Annotated in this window: 3 protein-coding genes and 2 pseudogenes; 3 read left to right on the top strand and 2 right to left on the bottom strand. The window is 59.5% G+C overall.

Going from position 1 to position 5,032, the window contains the following annotated elements:
• Positions 1-141, top strand: a pseudogene (locus EN993_RS31165) (aldehyde dehydrogenase family protein); the annotation flags it as partial.
• 538 nt (positions 142-679) lie between these two features.
• Here the strand turns inward: EN993_RS31165 and EN993_RS31155 are convergent.
• Together EN993_RS31155 and EN993_RS31150 are read right to left on the bottom strand one after the other, a co-directional pair.
• Positions 680-1,140, bottom strand: a pseudogene (locus EN993_RS31155) (OB-fold nucleic acid binding domain-containing protein); the annotation flags it as partial.
• 307 nt (positions 1,141-1,447) lie between these two features.
• Positions 1,448-3,379 (bottom strand): potassium transporter Kup, encoded by a 1,932-nt coding sequence (locus EN993_RS31150; protein WP_063169287.1) that lies wholly within the window; start codon positions 3,377-3,379, stop codon positions 1,448-1,450.
• 975 nt (positions 3,380-4,354) lie between these two features.
• On the opposite strand from EN993_RS31150, the gene EN993_RS38405 reads away from it, so the two are divergent.
• Both EN993_RS38405 and EN993_RS31140 read left to right on the top strand, forming a co-directional pair.
• The gene (locus tag EN993_RS38405; protein ID WP_063169289.1) at positions 4,355-4,633 is read left to right on the top strand and encodes an AlpA family phage regulatory protein; all 279 of its coding nucleotides are present in this window, start codon (positions 4,355-4,357) and stop codon (positions 4,631-4,633) included.
• The coding region (locus EN993_RS31140) for a hypothetical protein (protein WP_164747208.1) at positions 4,630-5,032 on the top strand (403 nt) is incomplete at its 3' end. The genes EN993_RS38405 and EN993_RS31140, both read left to right, overlap by 4 nt.

Raw genomic sequence — 5,032 nt, 5'->3', positions numbered from 1 at the left:
ATCATCTTCGATGATGCCGACATTGACGGTGCTGTTGACGGTGCGGTCCAGGCGAAGTTCCGCAATGCCGGCCAGACCTGCGTTTCCGCGAACCGCATTTACGTCCAATCGAGCGTTCACGATGAGTCCGCCGAGAAATTGTGGAGAAGGTCCGGCACTTATCAGTGGTCCGACGTCTACTCCCGGAGCGAAGCCGTCGCCAACCCAAGATCGAGTCCCACATCGCAGATGATAATTCGATGCGGGGCCGAACGATAAATATGCATGCTTTGGCCACCCCGAGGCAGGGCTCATTGAGATGATCCGACCGCCTTGGAACAAAGATGGGGTAGAGCAGATGAAGCGTTGGCAGCGTGTCTCCATTCGACGCGAGCGCTTAGGATGGGATCACGATCATTCGCATCACGCGCAGCCGCAAGGGCGATGCCATGGCTACTTTGGAATCGTTGAAGTGGTTTGAGCCGGACAGTCACAAATACACCCGTTACGCCGCGGCTCAGGAAACGGGGCGGCGTCCGGCGGTGGAGGTGCTCGCTGACTTAAAAAGGGTGCGGGCAGTCGTTGCGCTTGAGAGCGACGACATTTGGGATCCGGCACGGGGTGACCTGCTGCCAATCGGCAGTTAACAGGGTCCGACAAAAGTGTGCACAACATGCTGCTGAAGTGGCCTCCGGAAGCGCTACCGGAAGTTACGCGTCTTGAACTTGATAGGGTCGATATGGTCATACTGCATCGACGATGTCGCGCCCCTTCGGCATGCCGCGCGGATCGATGCCCGATCCGCCGTGATGAGCCTCGTCCCTCGGCCGTGCGGCAACGGAAACGGCGTCTTGCGGTTTCCCACGCTGGCCAGCCCGGCCGACAGATCGGTCAGCTCGTGGGCGACGAGGTGCACCACCTCCTCTTCCGTCGGATGCGTCCGCGGACGCCGAGCATGGCCGAAGCAAGAAGCACGCGCCGGAATTTCTCGAGAGATCTTGACCCAGACGACGACGTTTGCCGCACCCGTCTCATCCTCCAGAGGAACATGAAGCCTTTGGCCGAGCCCGGCCGCTGCCGGACCAGCACCAGGCCGGCGGCCTCGAGCCAGCTTCTGCCTCGCGCCTGCATAGCATCCTGACAGGTCACGGTGCGGCGCCGGTTAGGCGGCACGCCGATTTTGGCAACGCTAGCCTGTGAACTGAAGAATGAAGGTCGGACTTGCGGCACATCGATTAGGTTCAAATGATAAGTTGCTGCCCGGCGAGGTCGTTTCAGCGCATCTCGACTGGTGGGTCGGCAAGACAATGCGGAACGGAAATGATCGCAGGCGTAAAGGACGGCTTTCGGGGCCGGAAGCTTCAGGCCTGGAACCGGACCCCAGTTTGGCGCAAGCATCGTGGCCTCCGCCCGGTCAGGCATTCACCGGCTCGCGAAATGCCAATTGATTCTGCTTAACCGGGCATACCTAAACGGCCACTTGCGTTCCGATCTCGACCACACGTCCGGTCGGGATCTGGAAATACTCCGTCGCGTCGGCGGCCGTGCGCGCCAAGCCGATGAACAGCTTGTCCTGCCACACCGGCATGCCGGAGTTGGGTGACGCCTTGAGCGAGCGACGCGACAGGAAGAAGGACGTCGTCATGATGTCGAACTTCCAACCCTGCTTGCGGCAGATCGCCAGCGCACGCGGGATGTTAGGCTGTTCCATGTAGCCGAAGGTCAGTGTCACCCGCATGAACAGCTCATTGATCGTTTCCATCTTGATCCGCTCGCTGTCGGGCACCACGGGCTGCTGCGCCGTCACCACAGAGAGGATGACGTTCTGTTCGTGCAGCGCCTTGTAGTGCTTCAGGCTGTGCATCAACGCGGTCGGCGCACTGGCGGGATCGCTGGTCAGGAACACGGCCGTACCGGACACCAGCTGCGGTTTCTTCTTCAACAGATTGCCCGCAAGGAAATCGAGCGGAATCTGGTTCCTGCGCGTCTTGTCAAATAGATACCTGCTGCCTCTTATCCAAGTCCACATGGTCATCACGATCACTGCGGCAATGGCAAGCGAGGCCCAGCCGCCTTCGAATACCTTGACGATGTTAGCTGCAAAGAAGCCGGTATCGATGAAGACGAACACCGCCATTAAGGCTATCGCGACGCCGAGCGGCCATTTCCAGATGCGCGTCATCACAACAAAAAGCAGTATGTTCGTCACCAGCATATTGCCGGTCACCGAAATACCGTAGGCCGAGGCCAGCCGGCTGGATTCGCCGAAGCCGACCACCAGCAGCATCACCACCAGCGCCAGCATCAGGTTGATGCGCGGCAGATAGATCTGGCCCGACTGTTTTTCCGACGTGTGCTGGATGACGAAACGCGGCAGCATGTTGAGCTGTACCGCTTGCCTGGTCAGCGAAAAGGCGCCGGAGATCACCGCCTGGCAGGCGATCACGGTCGCCGCCGTGGCAAGCACGACCATCGGAATAAGCGTCCAGCCCTGGTTCATCTCGAAGAACGGATGACCGACAACGCCGCCATTTGCCAGCACGAAGGCGCCTTGCCCGACATAATTGAGCAACAGACAAGGGAACACGATCGCCAGCCAGGCGAGCACGATCGGCTTGCGGCCGAAATGGCCGAGGTCGGCGTAGAGCGCCTCGGCTCCGGTGACGGCGAGGAAGACTGCACCAACCGTAACGAAGGCGACGTCAGGCGAGTTGACCAGGAACGACACGATGTAATGCGGGCTGATTGCCAGCAGGATTTCCGGGTCGTCCATGATGTGGTTGAGCCCGGAAAGGCCGATGGCCAGGAACCACAGCGCGGTAACGGGTCCGAACACCAATCCTACGCCGCCGGTGCCAAACCGCTGTACCGCAAACACGATCGCCAGGATGGCCAGTGTCAGCGGCACCACATAGGGCTGGAACGTCGGCGTGACGACATTCATACCTTCGACCGCCGACAGTACCGAGATTGCCGGCGTAATGACGGCGTCGCCAAAAAAAAGCGCCGCGCCGACGATGCCGATGCCGATGCCGATGCCGAGGATCACCGCAGAGCAGGTCGGGAAACTGTTGCGCGCCAGCGCCATAAGCGACAGCACTCCGCCCTCGCCTCGATTGTCGGCGCGGAGCACGAACATGATGTATTTGATCGTCACGGTGATCGTCAGGGACCAGATGATCAGCGAGAGTACGCCGAGGATGTCGCCACGGCTGGCGACGTTGCCACCCGCTGATGCATGCAACGCCTCGCGAAATGCATAGATCGGGCTGGTGCCTATATCGCCATAAACGACACCTAGTGCGCCCAACATCAGCGCCTTGGTGCTGTGCTGCTCGACCTCAGAATGGCTCGATTGTTCGACAGGTTCTGCCTCGTTACCAGCATTGGTAAGGGCCATGGACGACACTCCGATAAGCGCGCGGTGCTCTACGCTTGCTGCACTGCAATATCAAGTTCCGTCACGTAATGTCTGCCGTCTCGCCTGTCGTTGCTCGCCTTGGTAGACTCGCCAGCCCGCAGCCCTACCGAGCAGCAATAGCGCCCCGGCAGAACCCTCAATCGCCCAGATCAATGAATGGTTATCGCCCACAGTGCCCCCCCGCGATGCGGCCGATGGCGACCAGGGTGTCGTGGGCGCACAAGGATGGCGCTTTCCTGATGACGCCGTGCTCCAGGTGTGATCGCACCGTTGCTGCGCAAGCCATTTACTTGCTCGTCCCAGCGAGGACCGTGGCCAACTGGAACGCAGGGCCACGCCGCTCACCGGCCGCACTTTGCGGCGCAGATAACGATTCGATCTCCGCGGCGAGATTCTGGTTGAAGAAGCCACCAAGCTTGTCGAAGGACACACGGTCGTAATATCGACATGCCAGTATCCGCAACCCAGAAAAGCTCCTTGGGCTCCGCTGCGCGCGCCACGAACAACCCGATCTTCTCTGCGAAGAGGACGCCGTAATCCTTCAGGTTGAAGCCAAACCGGGGGGCGGCCGTGACGTATGGGCGAAGGGCTAGGAGGCGGGTTCGGTGAGGAACGGCATTGATGTCCACGCCGTCTCCTGGAAAGACAGAGGAATGCGGTGTCACCGACTGGCGCCGGAGGTTGATCCGGTGATTAGGAGGAGCACTCGTTGTCGGATTCTCGACGATGTCGGACATCTGACACAACGCTGCCAGAGCGATCACGTTGTTCCGAAACGATTTTCCCAGTTGGCACGACAATTGCGGTCCTATGCGCAAAAGCACTGCGATGCCGCACCGACTGGAAGAACTCATCAATGATCACGCTTTTCGAACATGTGGGCGCCGCTACCAACACTAAGCGTTCCCGATCAAACGGAAGCCTCTATCCCTTCTTTCTGAAGGCTGTCCGGACATGAACGCATTTGATGTCCGTCCAACGCTGGATGCTCCCGACGACGATCTCTATCTTTGGCTTGAAGATGTGGAAGGCGAGCGGGCACTTGCCTGGGCCGCCGGCCAGTCGGCAAAGACCCTGAAGCACTTCAGTGGAACGCAGTTCGAGCGCGACCGCGCGACTCTGAAGGCAGGCCTGTTCCCTAAGCGGCGTCGCATCTCCCCCGGCCGAGTCGCATGGCTTGAATCCGATATCAGGGCTTGGATGGAAACTAGATCTGAGAGCCGCACCGCATGAATGTAGCCTCCCAATATCTTCTCCCGTCTGTGGCGCATCACGAAGCCGGGCACGCGGTGGCCGCCATCGTTTTGCACCGTCAGATGTTCGACGACGACCGTGAACTCCCTGCTTTCTCAAGTGTTAGTATTTACCCCGACGCCGGTGACGGAGAGTGCGGTGGTTTTGTCGAAGGCACGGTTTTCTATTCAGCGCAAGGATTCACCTCGGAGCTAAAGCCGATTTTCGAGAACGATATGGATCGACATTTCCAACGCGATGAAGCGATCCAAGAGATAGTTGCGTGTCTGGCAGGTCCTTTTGCAGAATCCGCATTCGAAGGCTATCTGGACCCGCGCGATATGGCGATGAATGCGTCCGATGGGAATGAGGGGAGCAGCGACTACGCGGATGCCAAGC

The organism is Mesorhizobium sp. M7D.F.Ca.US.004.01.2.1 (genome assembly GCF_003997785.1).
GTDB lineage: Bacteria > Pseudomonadota > Alphaproteobacteria > Rhizobiales > Rhizobiaceae > Mesorhizobium > Mesorhizobium loti.
Note: the sequence above shows the minus strand (reverse complement) of the source record. Positions and strands in the feature narration are given on the sequence as shown.